Source organism: Cellulomonas cellasea, assembly GCF_006538745.1.
In the GTDB taxonomy this organism is placed as follows: Bacteria; Actinomycetota; Actinomycetes; order Actinomycetales; family Cellulomonadaceae; genus Cellulomonas_A; species Cellulomonas_A cellasea.
This window is the reverse complement of the sequence record NZ_BJLR01000036.1, coordinates 88,663-103,623: the sequence shown is the minus strand read 5'-3', so window position 1 is coordinate 103,623 and position 14,961 is coordinate 88,663. Positions and strand designations below refer to the sequence as shown.

Genomic DNA, 14,961 nt, shown 5'->3' with positions numbered 1-14,961 from the left:
CGCGATGAGCGTGCCCGGGGCGCTCCGTTCGCTCGCCCACCGGCCGGACACGCTGCTCGTCGGGTCGAACGCGCTCGGGCTCGCGCTCGGCCTGGTCTCGGCGGCCGTGCAGGCCCGGATCCTCGGTCCGGAGGGGCGCGGGGAGATCGCGGTCGCCCTGGTGCCCGGCACCATGCTCGGGATGCTGCTGAGCTTCGGCCTCCCCGACTACTTCGGGCGTCGCGCGGCCCAGGGCCGTCCGCTCGGCGACGCGGCCGCGGCCGCGGCCGGGTTCGCGGTGCTGATCGGGGCGGTGTGCGCGCTGCCGTACTCGCTGTTCGTCCACGGGCACACGGACGCGGGGTCGACCGCACGGCTCCTCCTCGTCGCCTACGCGCTCGTGTCGCCGGTCCTGGTCTACGGCTACTGCGTCACGGGCGCGGTCGCCGGTGCGGACCGCTGGCGCGCCGTCGCCGCGGCGCGGTTCGTCCCCCAGGCCGTCACCCTCGTGGGGCTCGTGGTGCTCGTCGGGGTCGGGCCGAGCCCGCTGTCCGTCGGGATGCTGCTGGTCGGCACGACCCTGCTCGGCACGCTCCTGCCGGGTCTGCTCGCCCGCGTGCGTCCGCGTGGCCGTCTCCGCCGGGAGGAGATCCGTCCTGCGCTCGCGTTCGGCCTGGGCGGGTGGCTCGCGGGGGCGCTCGCCCTGCTGAACCAGCGCGCGGACCTGCTCCTGCTCACGGTCCTCGCCTCGGTCGCGGACCTGGGGCTCTACGCCGTGGCCACGACGCTCGCGGCCGTCCTCAACGCGATCGCCGTCTCCGTCGCGATGCCGGTGCGCAACCGGGTCGTGCGGGGGGAGGTCGCCCTGGCGCCGGCGGCCTCCGCGGTGACCGGAGCGGTGGTGCTCGTCGTCGCCGGGGTCGTGGCCCTCGCGCTGCCGGTCCTCGTCCCGCTCGTGCTCGGGGACAGCTTCCTGCCGGCGCAGGGCGCGATGGTGGTGCTCCTCGGCGCCCAGGTGCCGCTCGCGTGCATCGTGGTCCTGACGCAGTGCCTCGTCGCGGTTGGGAAGCCGGGGGCGCCGCTGCTCGGCGAGCTCGCCGCGCTGGTGACGACCGTCGCCCTGGTCCTCGCGGTCTACCCGGTGGGCGGCATCGAGGGGGCCGCCGCGAGCGCGTTCGCCGGGCGGGTCGTGAGCCTGAGCGTGCTCCTGGTCCTGGTGCGCCGGCACGTCACCACGGCCCCCGTCTGGCGCTTCGTCGTCCCCACGCGTTCGGGCGTCGTCCAGATGAGGGGAGCCGCCACGTGAGCGCCGGCGTCGACGTGGTCGTAGTGACTTACAACTCCCGGACGCATCTTCCCGGCGCGGCCGCCGCGGTGCGGGCGCTCGGGGAGGTGACGTCGGTGACGGTGTTCGACAACGCCTCGGTCGACGACACGCCCGCCCTCGCCCGGACCCTGGCGTGGGGGGCGCCGACGGACGTGGTCGCGAGTGCGCGCAACCTCGGTTTCGGGGCGGCCTGCAACGCGGCGGTCCGGTCGGTGGCGGACCCTGCGCCGTACGTGCTGCTGCTCAACCCCGACGCCTCGGTGCCCGAGGGGGGTCTCGCCCGGCTCGTCGCGGACCTCGACGCGGACCCCGCCCTCGGGTGCGTCGGTGCTCGGCTCACGCGCCCCTCGGGCGAACCCGTCTCGTCCGCGCGGTACTTCCCCACCTGGCGTTCCGTGGCCGCCCGCCGGGCGCAGGACGTCGAGCACCGGGGCGCGCTCGTCGAGGCCGACTGGGTCTGCGGAGCGCTCATGCTCTGGCGGCGGGAGGCGTTCGACGGGGTGGGCGGCTTCGCGGACGCGTACTTCCTCTACTACGAGGACACCGACATCTGCCGGCGCGCGGCCGACCTCGGGTGGAGGACGGCCGTCGACGGTCGCGTGCACGCGACCCACGACCAGGGGCACGGCCTGCGGACACCGGCCCACCTCCGTCGGCACAGCCGGCGCAGCCGGCGGCGTTACGCGCTGCGCTGGCTCGGGTGGCGCGGCGCGCTCGCCGTCGCCGTCGCCGACGCGGCCGAGCTGGCCGGGGCCTCCCTGCGCGCGATCGGCCTCCGCCGATGACGCGCGTGCTCGTAGACGGACGAGTCCTCGAGACCGGGTCCTCCGGGGTCCGGGACGTCGCTCGCGGGCTGGTCGACGCGCTGCGCGACCGGGCCGCCGGCGCGGGCGACGACGTGGTCGTCGCGGGCACGACCTCCGCGAGCGACCTGCGCCTCGACCCGCGCGCCTTCATGGAGGTGGGCCTGCCGCGCGCCGCGGTGCGCGGCCGGTTCGACTCGATCCTGGTGCCGCGTCAGACGCGGCCACCGCTCTCGGTGGTCCCGTGCGTGCCGCTGGTGCACGACGTCGGCTTCGTCCGCCTCCCCGAGGCCTACCCGACCGGCCGGCGCATCCGGCTGACGAACCGTGTGGCCCTGCTGTCCCGACGCGCGCTGGCGGTCTCCGACTTCACCGCCGACGAGGTGCGCGCGCTCGGCCGCCGGCGCCCCGTCGACGTCCTGCCGCTCGGCGCGATGCACGACATCGCGTGGACCCCGGCGCAGGAGGACCCCTACCTGCTGTGCACCGCGGTGCACGAGCCCCACAAGAACCTCGTCCGGCTCGTGGCGGCATGGGCGGCCACGAGGCGTCACGGCATGAGGCTGGTCCTGTGCGGCCGGCCGGGGCGCGCCAGCGAGGAGCTCCGGACCGCGGTACGGGCGCACGGCGTCGAGTCGGACGTGACGGTCGTCTCCGGGCTGAGCGACGCGGACTACACGCGCCTGCTCGCGGAGTGCTGGGCGTACGTCCAGCCGTCGCTCTACGAGGGACTGTGCATCCCCGCGCTCGACATGGCGGCGGCGGGGGTCCCGACGGCGGTCTCGTCGACGGGCAACCTCGGCGCGGTCTTCGGCGCGTGCGACGTGCCGCAGACCTTCGACCCGCGCTCGACAGGGGAGCTCGTGCGCGTGCTGGACCGGCTCCTCCACGACGACGGCCACCGAGCGCGCGTCTCGGCCTGGAACGCCGCGCACGTCAGCCGCACGGACTGGTCCGCCGCCGCCGACGTCGCCTGGGGGGTGCTCTCGTGAGCCGCCTGTCCGTCGTCACGGTGACGCACGACTCCGCGCACGTGCTGCCCACCTTCTTCGCGGCGCTCGGGACGGCGCCGGACGGCTGCGAGGTCGTCGTCGTCGACTCCGGCTCACGGGAGCCGGAGACCGTGCGCGCGCTCGCCGAAGGAGCCGGTGCCCGGTTCGTGGCTGCCGGTCGCAACGTCGGGTACGGCAGCGGCTCCAACCGTGGGGCCGCGGTCGCGCACGGCGAGTGGTTGGCGTTCGTGAACCCCGACGTCGAGATCTCCTGGACGTCGCTGCTCCGCCTCGCCGACCTCGGCCAGGAGCGCGGCCTGACGTGCGTCGGCCCGCAGCTCGAGGACGGGCTCGGGCGCGACGTCCCATCGGGGCACCCGTTCATGCGGCCACCGTGGGTCCGGCGCAGCACCGCTCCCCGGGCGCACGGGCCGGTCTCCGTGACGGACGTCGTCAGCGGGTGCGCGCTCGTCGTGCGTCGCGCCGACTTCGTCGCGGTCGGCGGCTTCGACGAGTCGTTCTTCATGTTCGCCGAGGAGCACGACCTCCAGCGCCGCGTGCACGACGCGGGAGGGACGGTCGGGGTCGCGCGCGAGGTCCGGGCCCGGACGGTCGGGGGAGCGAGCTCGGAGTCGGTGAGCCGGCGGTGGAGCGTCGCGGAGCGCTCGGTGGGGCACGTGCGCTACATGCGCAAGCACCACGGACGGCTGGTCGGCGCGCTCGACCTCGCGTACCGCCTCGTGCTCGCGCTGGTCAGGACGGACCAGCGTCCGGCAGCGGCGAGCCTCGCGCAGATCCTGCGGGCGCGGCCGCTGCGTACCGGACCGGGCGCCCGGCCCGACGCCGAGCGTCGCCGCGTGACGTCGGGTCGTGACGGGGAGGTGCGCTGATGGGCGTGCGGCGCCTGGTGCGGGACGTCACCCTGAACACCCTCTGTGCGAGCGCGCTCGTCCCTCGGGCGGCACGCTGGCGCCTTCTGCGCGCCCTCGGCCTGGACATCCCGGGCTGGTGCGCGGTGGCGCCGGGCTGCTGGTTCGGCGGTCGGCGGATCACGATCGGCCGCGACTCGACCGTCAACTACGGCGTCTTCTTCGACAACTCCGCGCGGATCACGATCGGCGAGCGCTGCGACATCGGGATGCTGGTGATGCTCTGCACCGGGACGCACACGCTCGGCGACGCGGGGCGCCGTGCCGGTGCGGCGACCGCAGCACCCATCGAGCTCGGCCCGGGGGTGTGGGTCGGCGCGCGGGCCGTCGTGCTCCCCGGGGTGCACATCGGCGCCGGGTGCGTGATCGGTGCGGGGGCCGTGGTCGCGAAGGACTGCCCCCCGCACGGCCTGTACGTCGGCGTGCCCGCTCGGCGGGTGCGGGAGCTCGACCCCGAGGGGCGACCGGTGAGGACCACATGAGCATGCAGGCCGTTCGGGCACAAATCCTCGGTGGCTCCACGACGCGCGCGACGACGTCGGGGACCGACCTCGGGGCGGCGTCCCGGTGGAGGACCGGGCTCGGCTGGTGCGTCGTCGCCGTGGTCGCCGTCGGCACGGGGTACGCCGTCACGACCTCGCCCCTCCTCGCCGGGGCCGCGCTCGCCGCCGCCGCGGCGGTGATCCTCGTCGTCCGCGCCGCGTCGCCCGCCCCGGTGTTCTTGCTGACCTACCTCGCCCTCGTGCTGCTGCCCGTGCTCCCGGGGTTCCAGCAGCGGAGCGCGTTGCAGCTCGCGGCTCTGGTCGGCGTCGCGGCGCTGGGCTACGCGGGGTTGCTCCGGATCGCCCACGCGCGCGGGGTCTCGGTGGGCGTGGGCGGCTGGGTCGTCGCGGTGCCCGTGGCGCTCGGAGCCGTGACGGTCCTCCTGATGCAGCGGGACGTCCCGCGCTTCGCGCTCGGCGCGCTGATGGCGGTGAACCTCGGCGTCGGGGTGCTGGCCGGTCGGATCACGACCGCGGAGGAACGACGCAGCATCCTGGTCGGGCTCACGGGCTTCGCCCAGGCGATGGCGGTGATCGCGCTGTACGAGGCGGCCACGGGTGCTCCGCTGTACGAGTTCACGCCGTTCCAGGTCCACGAGAACTGGCAGGTGGTCTTCCGGGCGTCCGCCCTGCTCGGGCACCCGCTGATCCTGGCGGCGCTCCTCGTCGCCGTGGCGGCCGCGCACCTCGTGCGCACCGACGTGCGGCCGGCCTGGAACGTGCGGTCCCGGCTGTGGACGGTCGGGCTGCCGCTCGCGGGTGCGGTCGCGACCTCCTCCAGGAGCGCGATCCTCATGATCGTGCTCGCGGTGGCGGCGGTGCTCCTCGTCCGCCGGTCCCGCGACGGCCGGTACGGGCGGGGGGTGGCAGCCCTGGCGCTCACCGCGACCGGGGCGGTCCTGCTGATGTCGCTCCGCGACCCGACCAGCGCGCTCGGGAAGCGCCTCGCGGAGCTGTCGGCCAGTGCCGAGGCCGTGCGCATCTCCGGTCTCGAGGTGGTGCGGAGCATCACCACCGGCGTCGAGGTCGTGGTCGGCGGAGGCTTCGGCTCCGTGCCCGCGGAGGCGAGCACGGGGGCGACGGCCGCCGTCTTCGGGACCGTCGACAACCAGTTCCTGACCGCCTACGCGGACTTCGGTCTCGTCGGCGCGGTCGGCCTCGTCCTGATGGTGGCGACGGTCCTGCTGAGCATCAGGCGCCCCGGCTACGGCCCGGCGACGCGGATGGTCTTCGTCGGTGCCGTGCCGATCATCGTGGCGATGGCCTTCTGCGACGCCCTGGCCTGGCCCGCCCTGTCGATGATCTTCGCCTACGCGCTGGGGGTCGCCAGCGTGCCGGACGTGCCCGCGGCGGCGGACGAGCGCCCCGAGGAGGGGGCGGCGCGCACGCGTGCAGCTGCCCCCAGCGCCCCGGTTACCACCACGTAACACCCGTGGACACCCCGTGCTCACGGGGTGAAGGTTCTGCCACCATGCGTGCCATGGCGACAACCTCCCCCGAGACGGCGACCGCGCCCCCGCGCAACGCCGTCGACCGCTACTTCAAGATCACCGAGCGCGGCTCGACGATCGGCGCCGAGGTCCGTGGCGGCCTCGTCACGTTCTTCACGATGAGCTACATCGTCGTGCTGAACCCCTTCATCATCGGCACGGTCCAGGACGGCACGGGGAGCTTCCTCGGGGGTGGCGACGGGCCCAACTTCGGGATGATCGCCGCGGCGACGGCGCTCGTCGCGGGCGTGCTGTCGATCCTGATGGGTGTCGTGGCGAACTTCCCGCTCGCGCTCGCGGCCGGCCTCGGGCTGAACGCCGTGGTCGCGTACTCGATCGCGTCGCTGCCGGACATGACGTGGGCCGACGCGATGGGCATCGTCGTGCTCGAGGGCCTCATCATCCTGGTGCTCGTGCTGACCGGGTTCCGGGAGGCGGTGTTCCGCGCGGTCCCGATCGAGCTCAAGACGGCGATCAGCGTCGGCATCGGCCTGTTCATCGCGTTCATCGGGCTCGTCGACGCCGGGTTCGTGCGCATCCCCGCGAGCCTCGCCACACCCGTCGAGCTCGGCATCGGCGGGTCCGTCGCGGGCTGGCCGCTGTTCGTGTTCGTCGTCGGGCTGCTGCTCGCGATCGTGCTCATGGTGCGCCGCGTCAGGGGAGCCATCCTCATCGCGATCCTCACGGCGACGGTCCTGGCCGTGATCGTCGAGCTCGTCGCGAAGGTGGGCCCGCAGGGCAGCGAGGGCGAGAACCCGTCGGGCTGGGAGCTCAACGTCCCGGCGATCCCGGACTCGCTGGTCTCGATGCCCGACTTCGGGCTGCTCGGTCAGTTCTCGCTGTTCGGGTCGATCGAGAAGATCGGGTTCGTCGCGGTCGCGCTGCTCGTGTTCTCGGTGCTGCTCGCGGACTTCTTCGACACGATGGGCACGATGGTCGCCGTCGGGGGCGAGGCGGACCTGCTCGACGAGAACGGCAACCCGCCGCGCACCAAGCAGATCCTCATCGTCGACTCGGTCGCCGCGGCGGCCGGTGGCGCGGGGAGCGTCTCGTCGAACACGAGCTACATCGAGTCGGCGGCGGGTGTCGGGGACGGCGCGCGCACGGGGCTCGCGTCGGTCGTCACCGGCATCGCGTTCCTGCTCGCGACGTTCGTCTCGCCGCTCGTCGAGCTCGTCCCGTTCGAGGCGGCCACGCCCGCGCTCGTCGTGGTCGGCTTCCTCATGGTCATGCAGGTCTCGGGGATCGACTGGAAGAACTACGAGGTCGCGATCCCCGCGTTCCTCATCATGGTCCTGATGCCGTTCACGTTCTCGATCACCGCGGGCATGGGCGCGGGCTTCATCGCCTACGTCGTGATCAAGGTCGCGGTCGGCAAGGTCAGGGACGTGCACCCGCTCATGTGGCTCGCGGGCGTGCTGTTCGTCCTGTACTTCACGCTCGGCCCGATCAAGGACGCGCTCGGCGTCTGACGCTCAGCGCTCGCCTGCGGACTCCACGCGCGCCTCTCCCGCCCCGGCGGCGAGGGGCGCGCGTGCGTCGTCCCGGGGCGCCCCGCGGTCCCGGCGGGCGAGCCACAGCCGGTGCCCGACGACGAGGACGACGACGCCCAGCGCCGCGCCGAGGGTGTTCATGACGACGTCCTGCACGGTCGGCACGCGGGTCGGCAGGAACAGCAGCTGCGCCGTCTCGATCCCCGCGGACAGCAGGAGCCCGCCGGCGACCACGCGGGCCCACCAGGCGCGCGTGCGCCGCACGAGCAGCCCGACGAGCACGCCGAACGGCCCGAACATCACGACGTTGGCCCCGGCCTCGACGCCCGCGTAGGTGACGGGGAGCCCGCGTGCGTCGAGCCACTCCGTGATCACCCGGACCTTGCCGAGCGCCTCGTTGTCGGCGAGGTCCGGCGTCAGCGTGATCCACGCGACGAGGAGCAGGTAGACGACGAGCACCGCCTGGGTGCGGCGGCGCGGGCGCGTCCCGGTGATCATCCCGCCAGGCTAAGCACGCGCTGTCGTAGATTGGCGGGACTTCACCCCGCCCTCACGAAGGAGTCACCACGTGCGCATGTCGGTCATCGGGTGCGGGTACCTGGGGGCGGTCCACGCGGCCTCGATGGCGAAGCTCGGGCACGAGGTGGTCGGCGTGGACGTCGACACCGCGAAGGTCGAGGCGCTCGCGTCCGGCCGCGCGCCGTTCTACGAGCCCGGGCTCCCCGAGCTGCTCGGCGAGACGTCCGCGACGGGACGGCTGCGGTTCACGACCGACCTCGCCGAGGTCGCGGGCTCGCGCGTGCACTTCGTGTGCGTCGGCACCCCGCAGAAGCGCGGCGAGTTCGGCGCGGACATGGTGTTCGTCGACGCGGCGTTCGACGCCCTGCTGCCGTTCGTGCAGCCCGGCGACGTGGTCGTCGGGAAGTCCACGGTGCCGGTCGGGACGGCCGAGCGGCTCGCGGAGCGGCTCGCGCCCACGGGGGCGACCCTCGTGTGGAACCCCGAGTTCCTGCGCGAGGGCTTCGCGGTCCAGGACACGCTGCACCCGGACCGGCTCGTCTACGGCCTGCCGACGGGCGACAACGCGGTGCCGACCGAGGCCGGTGAGGCCGCGAAGGCCGTGCTCGACGAGGTCTACGCGACCCCGCTCGCCGAGGGGGCGCCGCTCGTGGTGACCGACTACGCGACCGCGCAGCTCGTCAAGGTCGCGGCGAACTCGTTCCTAGCGACCAAGATCTCCTTCATCAACGCGATGGCCGAGCTGTGCGAGGCGACCGGCGCCGACGTCACCCGGCTCGCCGACGCGATCGGGTACGACGACCGCATCGGGCGCCGGTTCCTCAACGCCGGGCTCGGCTTCGGCGGCGGGTGCCTGCCCAAGGACATCCGCGCGTTCATGGCGCGGGCGGGCGAGCTCGGCGTCGACCAGGCGCTGTCGTTCCTGCGGGAGGTGGACTCCATCAACATGCGCCGCCGCGTGCGCATGGTCGACCTCGCGCGCGAGGTGTGCGACGGGTCGATCGTCGGCCGCCGCGTCGCGGTGCTCGGTGCGGCGTTCAAGCCGGACAGCGACGACGTGCGGGACTCCCCGGCGCTGTCCGTCGCCGCCCAGATGCAGCTCCAGGGCGCCTACGTCACCGTCACGGACCCGCAGGCCGTCGAGAACGCACGCGCCAAGTGGCCGGACCTCAAGTTCGCCGAGTCGGCGCTCGAGGCGGCGCAGGACGCCGACGTCGTGCTGCTCGCGACCGAGTGGCGGGAGTTCCGCGAGCTCGACCCCGAGGTCCTCGGCGAGGTCGTCGCGGGCCGGCGCATCCTCGACGGGCGCAACGTGCTCGACCCGGTCCGGTGGCGCGCGGCGGGCTGGACGTACCGGGCGCTCGGGCGGCCCTGAGCATGACCGCGGCCGGGGGCGGCGGGGGAGCCGACGACGGGACCGGGCGCGGGTCCGGGAACGGCCCGCGGTTCGGTCCGGTGGACCCGCCGGGGTGGACCGGGGGAGTGCCCGACGCGTGGTTCGACTCGCCGCCGACGGTGCGCCGCCGGGCCGTGCCGCCGTGGGCGTGGGCGCTGCTCATGCTCGGGGTCCTCGTCGGGTTCGCGGCGGGCGTCGCGGCGCTCGGTCGCGGCGGCCCGGACGTCGGGCGCCTCATCTCGGTCACCGGCACGCCGACCCCCGCCGCGTCGCCGGCCGCCACGCCGGACGGGTGGGACGTCACCGAGGTCGACCTCGCCGCGTACGCCGCCGGCCTCGTCGACGCGACGAACGACGCGCGCCGGGCCGACGGGCTCGACACCCTCGTCCCGTCGGACTGCGCGCGCGAGGGGGCCGCGGCCCGGGCTGCCGACCTCGTCGGGCAGGAGGCGCTCGAGCACGCGCCCCTCGACCCGGTGCTCGCCGCGTGCACCGGGCCGACCGTCGCCGCGGAGAACCTGAGCCGGGCCGCCGCCGAGCCCCCGGCCGTCGTCGACGCGTGGCTCGGCTCGCCGGGCCACCGGGCGAACGTGCTGGACCCGACGCTCGACGAGCTCGGCGTCGCGTGCGTCGCGGACGGTGACCAGGTGCTGTGCTCGGCGGTCTTCCTCGGCCCCTGAGGCGGGCCGTATTGCGCTGGAGCCCGGCCCGCAGCACCGCGAGACTCGCCCGATGATCGAGCGCCTCGACCCGCCCGGGCTCCACGCGACCCCCGGGTACAGCCACGTGACCGTCTCCGACGCGGGCCGCCTCGCGCACCTCGCCGGGCAGTGCCCGCTCGACCGGGACGGGAACGTCGTCGGTGAGCCGGGCGACCTCGTCGCGCAGACCCGGCAGGTCGTCGAGAACTGCCTTCGGGCGCTCGCCGCTGCGGGTGCCGGGCCGGCGGACGTCGTGCGGTCGGTCGTCTACGTCGCGAGCGCTGACACCGGCGAGCTCGGGCTCGTGTGGTCGGAGCTGCGCGCGTCGGCGCTCGCCCCGGCGTTCACGACCGCGAGCACGCTGCTCGGCGTCGCCGCGCTGGGCTTCCCGGGGCAGCGGGTCGAGGTCGAGCTGACGGCGGCGCTGGGCCCGGCCGCCTGACGGGTGCGAGATGGGCGGTTCGTCCAGTTGCTTACCCAAGGTAATGAACTAGGGTAAGGACATGCCCCTCGGAGAGATCGTCCCGCAGCGCCCGGCGACGGGCCGCGCCCCCGGCGTGGCCGCGACCAGCGGGACGACACCCGGAGCCCCGGCGAAGGCGGGGACCGCGACCGCCGCCGCCCGGCCCGCGCCGACCGCGAAGCAGTGCCGCCCCGAGAACCTCGCGGGCGAGCTCCGCATCGGCATCTTCCGCTCGGCCCGTCGCCTGCGCGCCGAGCGCGGCGCCGCCGACCTGCCCGACCACCAGTTCTCCGTCCTCGCGTGGATCCACATCGACGGGCCCATGACCCCGGGTGCGCTCGCCGAGCGCCAGCACGTGCAGCCGCCGTCGATGACCCGGACCGTCAACGCGCTCGCCGAGCTCGGCTTCGTCACCAAGGCCGAGCACCCGAACGACGGTCGCCAGGTCGTCGTCAGCCTCACCGAGAAGGGCGCCGCGGAGGTCACCGAGACGCGCCGCCGCCGCGACCAGTGGCTGACCCGCCGCCTGACCGCGTTCACCCCCGCCGAGCGAGCGACCCTCGCCGAGGCGGCCCAGCTGCTCCGGAGGCTCGCCGCCGAATGAGTCCCACCTTCTCCTCGCTGCGGTACTACAACTACCGGCTCTGGTTCGGCGGCGCCCTCGTCGCGAACGTCGGCACGTGGATGCAGCGCGTCGCGCAGGACTGGCTCGTCCTGACCGAGCTGACCGACGAGTCCGGCGTCGCGGTCGGCATCACGACCGCGCTGCAGTTCGGGCCCGTCCTGTTCCTGTCCGCGTGGGCCGGCGTGCTCGCGGACCGGCTCGACCGCCGGAAGCTCCTCGCCGCGACGCAGGCGGCGCAGGCCGTGCTCGCGTTCGGGCTCGGTGCGCTCGTGCTGTCCGGCCACGCGCAGCTCTGGCAGGTCTACGTGTTCGCGGGGCTGCTCGGCTGCGTGTCCGCGATCGACGGCCCCGTGCGCAACACGTTCGTCGCGGAGCTCGTCCCGCGCGAGAAGCTCTCGAACGCCGTGGGGCTCAACAGCGCGTCGTTCAACACCGCGCGGCTCCTCGGGCCCGGGATCGCCGGCCTGCTGATCGCGTGGGTCGGCTCCGGCTGGGTGTTCCTGCTCAACGGCGTGACGTTCGCCGCGACGATCCTCGCGCTGACCCGGATGCGCTCGACCGAGCTCCACCGGATGCCCGTCGTCCCGCGCGCCAAGGGCCAGATCCGCGAGGGCATCGCCTACGTGCGCGGCCGCAGCGACATCCTCGTCATCATGGTCGTGATCGGCGTCGTGTCGACGTTCGGCCTGAACTTCCAGCTCACGAGCGCCGTGATGGCGCGCACCGAGTTCGGCAAGGGCGCGGGGGAGTACGGCATCCTCGGCTCGATCCTCGCGATCGGCTCGCTCACCGGGGCGCTGCTCGCGGCCCGGCGGGAGCGGCCGCGCGTGCGGCTCGTGATCGGGGCGGCGTTCGCGTTCGGGGTCACGAGCGGGGTCATGGCGCTCATGCCGACGTACTGGTCGTACGCGCTCGCGTGCATCCCCGTCGGGCTCGCGTCGCTCACGATGATGACCGCGGCGAACACGACGATCCAGCTCACGACCGACCCCGCGATGCGCGGGCGCGTCATGGCGCTCTACATGATGGTGTTCCTCGGCGCGACGCCCATCGGCTCGCCGATCGTCGGGTGGGTCGCCGAGGAGTTCGGCGCGCGCTGGGCGATCGGGATCGGGTCGATCGCGGCGCTGCTCGTCGCGACCGGCGCCGCGCTGTGGGCCGCCCGGAGCTGGCACGTGACCGTCCGGTACCACGTGCTGAGCCGCCCCCACCTCGAGGTGCGGCACCCCGAGCCGGAGTCGCCCGACGGCGCGCACGAGCCCGGTGAACGGGCCGAGGCCGCCCGGCGGCTGCGCGCGCAGGAGGCGTCGGACCGCTCGTCGGCGGCCTGACCCTCCGCGCGCGCTCGCCCTCGCGCTCCCGGGTGAATGTCGCCGTCCCCGCGCGGTCGGCGCAGCCCGCTGTGACACGCTCGGCTCGTGACCCCCTCCGTCGAGCCCGAGCCGGGGTCTGCGCCGGAGCCGGGCGCCGCTGCGCAGCCGGGTCCCGCTTCGGGGCCCGTTCCCGCTGCGCAACCGGTCCCCGCTCAGCAGGTGCCCGCACCGGACGGCGCCGCCTCCAGGGCCGCCGGCGAGGCCGCCGTGCCTCCGCCGCCCGTGCCCGGGACCCCCGGGCCGCCCCGTCGCCGCCGGCTGCGCCGCGCGCTCCTCGTCGCCGGCGTCGTCCTTCTCGTGCTGCTCGTCGCCGCGGGCTGGCTCGCGTCCCGGGCCGCGCAGGCGGCCGACGGCCTGACCGAGGCGGGCGCGGTGCTCGCCGACCTCGAGAGCGGGCTCGCCGGGGGTGACGTCGGCGCGCTCGCGGACGGTCTCCCCGGGCTGCAGGAGGACACCGCCCGGGCGCGGTCCGCGGCGAGCGACCCCGTCTGGCGGCTCGCGGAGCACCTGCCGTGGGCCGGCCCGAACCTCACGGCCGTCCGGACCGTCGCCGTCGCGGTCGACGACGTCGCGACCGACGCGCTGCCGGCCGTGGTCGAGCTGGGCGAGCTCGTCGCCGACCCGCAGGTCCGGCGCGCCGACGGGTCGATCGACCTCGGGCTGTTCGTCCGCGCGGCGCCCGCCCTCGACCGGGCCGCGACGACGACCCGCGCGTCGGCCGCCGCGGTCGGGGCGCTCGACACCGCACGGCTCGTCGGGCGCGTCGCCGGGCCGGTCACCCAGGTCTCCGACGGGCTCGCCACCGCCGCCGACGCGCTGGGCTCCGCGTCCGACGCGGCGCGGCTCCTCCCGCCGATGCTCGGCGCGGACGGGCCGCGGACCTACCTGCTGCTCTCGCTCAACTCCGCCGAGCTGCGCAGCGCGGGCGGCATCGTCGGCGCGGTCGCGGCGTTCACCGCGGACGGGGGCGCGATCCGGCTCGTCGACCAGCGCTCGACGCGCGACCTGCGCCCGCTCGACGAGCCCGTCCTCCCGCTGACGGACGAGGAGCTCGCGGTGCACACCGACCGCCTCGGCCGCTGGGTGCAGAACACGGTCCTCACGCCGGACTTCCCGCGCAGCGCCGAGCTCGTGAGCGCGATGTGGGCCCGCGCCGTGGGCACCCCCGTCGACGGCGTGCTCGCGATGGACCCCGTCGCCGTCGCGTACCTGCTCGACGCCACGGGTCCCGTCGAGGCCGGCGGGGTCGAGCTCACCGCGGACACCGTCCTCGACGTGCTGCTGCGCGAGGCGTACGTGCGCCTCCCCGTGGTGGACGAGGCCGACGCCTTCTACGCCGACGTGGCGTCGGCGCTCTTCACCGCGGTGAGCTCGGGCCGCGGCGACACCCGCGCGCTGCTCGACGCCCTCGTCCGGGCGAGCGACGAGCGCCGCCTGCGCGTGTGGTCGGCGCACCCCGCCGAGCAGGACCGCCTGTCGCTCACGTCGCTGGGCGCGGACTTCCTCGCCCGTCCGGGTGACGCCGCGTACGCGGTCGAGCTCCCCGGCGCGGAGACGGCCCGCACCGGCTCGGGCGTCGACACGCGGTCCCCGGCGGGGGCGCCCGGCGTGTTCCTCAACGACGGCTCCGCGGGCAAGCTCGACTTCTTCCTCACGACGGAGCTGACCGTCGAGGAGCTCCGGTGCGCGGCCCCGCCGGCCCCGGGCTGGGCGACCGCCGTGCTGCGCCTCGACCTCGCGTACGACCCGCCCGGGGACATCGCCGGGTACCCGGAGTACGTCACCGGGACGGCGGACACGGGCCTGCCCGTCGGCGGGCTCGCGACGAACGTCACGGTCTACGCGCCGCCGGGCGGCCGGATCCTCGACCAGCGCCTCGACGACGCCCTCGTCGGCGGGCTCGCGGCGACCGAGCAGGAGCGCGCCGTCAGCACGCTGACCACGCGCCTGCTCCCGGGCGGACGGGCGACGTACCGCGTCACCGTCACGGTGCCCGCGCCCGGGGCGGACGAGAGCCTCGAGGTGTGGACGACGCCGACGCTCACGTCGCCCGGCGTCGTCACGGGCACCTGCACCGACTGAGCACACCGCCCTGCGTGCGGCCCCGCGGGGGCGCCAGCTCGGAGGCACCGCGGGGCCGACGGGACGCCCCGCGCTCTGCCGTGGGCCGCTCCCCGCGTGCCCCTCCGGTGGCCCTTCCCGCGCCCGTCCGGTGGCCCCTCGACCGGGTGATTCCGCGGTTTCACCCGTCCGCCTCGGGGCCCGCGCGGCAGGCCGGAGTTACGGTGGCTTTCCCTGATTGTCCGTTTGATCCGGTTACGGGAGAGAG

14 protein-coding genes are annotated in these 14,961 nt (G+C 75.1%); 13 read left to right on the top strand and 1 reads right to left on the bottom strand.

What is annotated here, in order from left to right; all coding sequences use genetic code 11:
* Positions 1–4 precede the first annotated feature (4 nt).
* Genes CCE01nite_RS18930 through CCE01nite_RS18900 form a run of 7 tightly spaced genes read left to right on the top strand, consistent with a single transcriptional unit; the run spans position 5 to position 7,534 of the window.
* Positions 5–1,285 carry a lipopolysaccharide biosynthesis protein gene (locus CCE01nite_RS18930; protein ID WP_141372833.1) on the top strand — a complete coding sequence of 427 codons (1,281 nt, stop codon included), beginning with the start codon at positions 5–7 and terminating at the stop codon, positions 1,283–1,285.
* Positions 1,282–2,091, top strand: a complete 810-nt coding sequence (locus CCE01nite_RS18925; protein ID WP_169744021.1) for a glycosyltransferase — start codon at positions 1,282–1,284, stop codon at positions 2,089–2,091. Before CCE01nite_RS18930 ends, CCE01nite_RS18925 begins: the two co-directional genes overlap by 4 nt.
* A 5-nt stretch (positions 2,092–2,096) precedes the next feature.
* The gene (locus tag CCE01nite_RS18920) at positions 2,097–3,101 is read left to right on the top strand and encodes a glycosyltransferase (RefSeq protein WP_170223993.1); all 1,005 of its coding nucleotides are present in this window, start codon (positions 2,097–2,099) and stop codon (positions 3,099–3,101) included.
* A complete protein-coding gene (locus tag CCE01nite_RS18915; RefSeq protein ID WP_034629929.1) occupies positions 3,098–3,991 on the top strand; it encodes a glycosyltransferase family 2 protein in 894 nt (297 codons plus the stop codon). The genes CCE01nite_RS18920 and CCE01nite_RS18915 overlap by 4 nt, the downstream gene beginning before the upstream one ends.
* Complete coding sequence (locus tag CCE01nite_RS18910) at positions 3,991–4,512, top strand: acyltransferase (RefSeq protein WP_052104136.1); 522 nt, start codon at positions 3,991–3,993, stop codon at positions 4,510–4,512. The genes CCE01nite_RS18915 and CCE01nite_RS18910 overlap by 1 nt, the downstream gene beginning before the upstream one ends.
* A complete protein-coding gene (locus CCE01nite_RS18905) occupies positions 4,509–5,999 on the top strand; it encodes a hypothetical protein (RefSeq protein WP_141372832.1) in 1,491 nt (496 codons plus the stop codon). The genes CCE01nite_RS18910 and CCE01nite_RS18905 overlap by 4 nt, the downstream gene beginning before the upstream one ends.
* Before the next feature lie 53 nt (positions 6,000–6,052).
* Entirely contained in the window at positions 6,053–7,534 is a 1,482-nt protein-coding gene (locus tag CCE01nite_RS18900; RefSeq protein ID WP_034629922.1) for an NCS2 family permease, read from the top strand.
* 3 nt (positions 7,535–7,537) lie between these two features.
* Here CCE01nite_RS18900 and CCE01nite_RS18895 read toward each other — a convergent pair whose 3' ends face one another.
* Positions 7,538–8,053 carry a VanZ family protein gene (locus CCE01nite_RS18895; RefSeq protein ID WP_084142685.1) on the bottom strand — a complete coding sequence of 172 codons (516 nt, stop codon included), beginning with the start codon at positions 8,051–8,053 and terminating at the stop codon, positions 7,538–7,540.
* Positions 8,054–8,123: 70 nt separating this feature from the next.
* Here CCE01nite_RS18895 and CCE01nite_RS18890 point away from each other — a divergent pair, with 70 nt between their 5' ends.
* From CCE01nite_RS18890 to CCE01nite_RS18865, 6 genes are all read left to right on the top strand, one after another.
* Complete coding sequence (locus tag CCE01nite_RS18890; RefSeq protein ID WP_034629919.1) at positions 8,124–9,449, top strand: UDP-glucose dehydrogenase family protein; 1,326 nt, start codon at positions 8,124–8,126, stop codon at positions 9,447–9,449.
* Positions 9,450–9,451: 2 nt separating this feature from the next.
* Positions 9,452–10,150, top strand: coding sequence for a CAP domain-containing protein (locus CCE01nite_RS18885; RefSeq protein WP_141372831.1), 699 nt, complete (start codon positions 9,452–9,454; stop codon positions 10,148–10,150).
* 52 nt (positions 10,151–10,202) lie between these two features.
* Positions 10,203–10,613 carry a RidA family protein gene (locus CCE01nite_RS18880; protein WP_034629912.1) on the top strand — a complete coding sequence of 137 codons (411 nt, stop codon included), beginning with the start codon at positions 10,203–10,205 and terminating at the stop codon, positions 10,611–10,613.
* Between the two features lie 61 nt (positions 10,614–10,674).
* The gene (locus CCE01nite_RS18875) at positions 10,675–11,238 is read left to right on the top strand and encodes a MarR family winged helix-turn-helix transcriptional regulator (protein WP_084142684.1); all 564 of its coding nucleotides are present in this window, start codon (positions 10,675–10,677) and stop codon (positions 11,236–11,238) included.
* Positions 11,235–12,590, top strand: coding sequence for an MFS transporter (locus CCE01nite_RS18870; protein ID WP_034629906.1), 1,356 nt, complete (start codon positions 11,235–11,237; stop codon positions 12,588–12,590). The genes CCE01nite_RS18875 and CCE01nite_RS18870 overlap by 4 nt, the downstream gene beginning before the upstream one ends.
* 249 nt (positions 12,591–12,839) lie before the next feature.
* Positions 12,840–14,714: a DUF4012 domain-containing protein gene (locus tag CCE01nite_RS18865; RefSeq protein ID WP_141372830.1), complete on the top strand. Its 1,875-nt coding sequence runs from the start codon at positions 12,840–12,842 to the stop codon at positions 14,712–14,714.
* Positions 14,715–14,961: the final 247 nt, after the last annotated feature.

Coding starts and splice junctions, on each gene's coding strand:
- CCE01nite_RS18905 (WP_141372832.1), top strand. CDS start 4,509: ATGAGCATGCAGGCCGTTCGGGCACAAATCCTCGGTGGCTCCACGACG.
- CCE01nite_RS18900 (WP_034629922.1), top strand. CDS start 6,053: ATGGCGACAACCTCCCCCGAGACGGCGACCGCGCCCCCGCGCAACGCC.
- CCE01nite_RS18870 (WP_034629906.1), top strand. CDS start 11,235: ATGAGTCCCACCTTCTCCTCGCTGCGGTACTACAACTACCGGCTCTGG.
- CCE01nite_RS18910 (WP_052104136.1), top strand. CDS start 3,991: ATGGGCGTGCGGCGCCTGGTGCGGGACGTCACCCTGAACACCCTCTGT.
- CCE01nite_RS18885 (WP_141372831.1), top strand. CDS start 9,452: ATGACCGCGGCCGGGGGCGGCGGGGGAGCCGACGACGGGACCGGGCGC.
- CCE01nite_RS18930 (WP_141372833.1), top strand. CDS start 5: ATGAGCGTGCCCGGGGCGCTCCGTTCGCTCGCCCACCGGCCGGACACG.
- CCE01nite_RS18895 (WP_084142685.1), bottom strand. CDS start 8,053: ATGATCACCGGGACGCGCCCGCGCCGCCGCACCCAGGCGGTGCTCGTC.
- CCE01nite_RS18880 (WP_034629912.1), top strand. CDS start 10,203: ATGATCGAGCGCCTCGACCCGCCCGGGCTCCACGCGACCCCCGGGTAC.
- CCE01nite_RS18875 (WP_084142684.1), top strand. CDS start 10,675: ATGCCCCTCGGAGAGATCGTCCCGCAGCGCCCGGCGACGGGCCGCGCC.